Raw genomic sequence first — 1,134 nt, 5'->3', positions numbered from 1 at the left:
CCCGGCGGTACGGGCCCGCGCCGCCGCCGTCACCGACGCGGACGGCCGCCGCTCGGCCCCGTACGAGCGGCGCGCCGACGCCCAGCGCGCCCGCCTCGGGCTGCCGCTGCTGCCGACCACCACGATCGGTTCGTTCCCGCAGACCCGCGAGTTGCGGACCGCCCGCGCCGACCTGCGCGCGGGCCGCATCGACACAGCCGGGTACGAGGAGCGCATCCGCGACGAGATCCGCGAGGTGCTCGCCTTCCAGGAGCGGGCGGGCATCGACGTCCTGGTGCACGGCGAGCCCGAACGCAACGACATGGTGCAGTACTTCGCCGAGCAGCTGACCGGCTACCTCGCGACGCAGCACGGCTGGGTGCAGTCGTACGGCACCCGTTATGTGCGCCCGCCGGTCCTCGCGGGCGACATCTCGCGCCCGGAGCCGATGACGGTGCGCTGGACCTCGTACGCGAACTCGCTCACCGAGCGGCCCGTCAAGGGCATGCTCACGGGGCCGGTGACCATGCTCGCGTGGTCCTTCGTCCGCGACGACCAGCCGCTCGGCGACACCGCCCGGCAGGTGGCGCTCGCCCTGCGCGACGAGGTCGACGACCTGGAGGCGGCGGGCACCTCCGTCATCCAGGTCGACGAGCCGGCCCTGCGCGAGACGCTCCCGCTGCGCGCCGCCGACCGGCCCGCCTATCTGGCCTGGGCCACCGAGTCCTTCCGCCTCACCACCAGTGGTGTGCGCCCGGCCACGCAGATCCATACGCACATGTGCTACGCCGAGTTCGGCGACATCGTGCAGGCCATCGACGACCTCGACGCCGACGTCATCAGTCTGGAGGCGGCCCGCTCCCATATGCAGGTCGCCCGCGAACTGGCCGCGCACGGCTACCCGCGCGAGGCCGGTCCCGGCGTCTACGACATCCACTCCCCGCGCGTGCCCTCCGTCGAGGAGGCGGCGGCCCTGCTGCGCAAGGGGCTGGGGGCCATCCCCGCCCAGCGCCTGTGGGTCAACCCCGACTGCGGCCTGAAGACCCGCGGCTGGCCCGAGACGCGCGCCTCGCTGGAGAATCTGGTCGCCGCGGCCCGTACGGTACGGGCGGAGCTTCCCGAGTCCTGAGCTGACGGGGCCGCGCACGGCCCGTC

The 1,134-nt window shown here is 74.1% G+C and carries 1 protein-coding gene; it reads left to right on the top strand.

The features are described from left to right. The coding region (metE, locus tag ACFU99_RS44335) for a 5-methyltetrahydropteroyltriglutamate--homocysteine S-methyltransferase (protein WP_384404562.1) at positions 1–1,108 on the top strand (1,108 nt) is incomplete at its 5' end. Positions 1,109–1,134 lie beyond the last annotated feature (26 nt).

The sequence above is a fragment of the Streptomyces sp. NPDC057654 genome, from assembly GCF_042800135.1.
In the GTDB taxonomy this organism is placed as follows: Bacteria; Actinomycetota; Actinomycetes; order Streptomycetales; family Streptomycetaceae; genus Streptomyces.
This window is presented reverse-complemented; position numbering and strand designations above follow the sequence as displayed.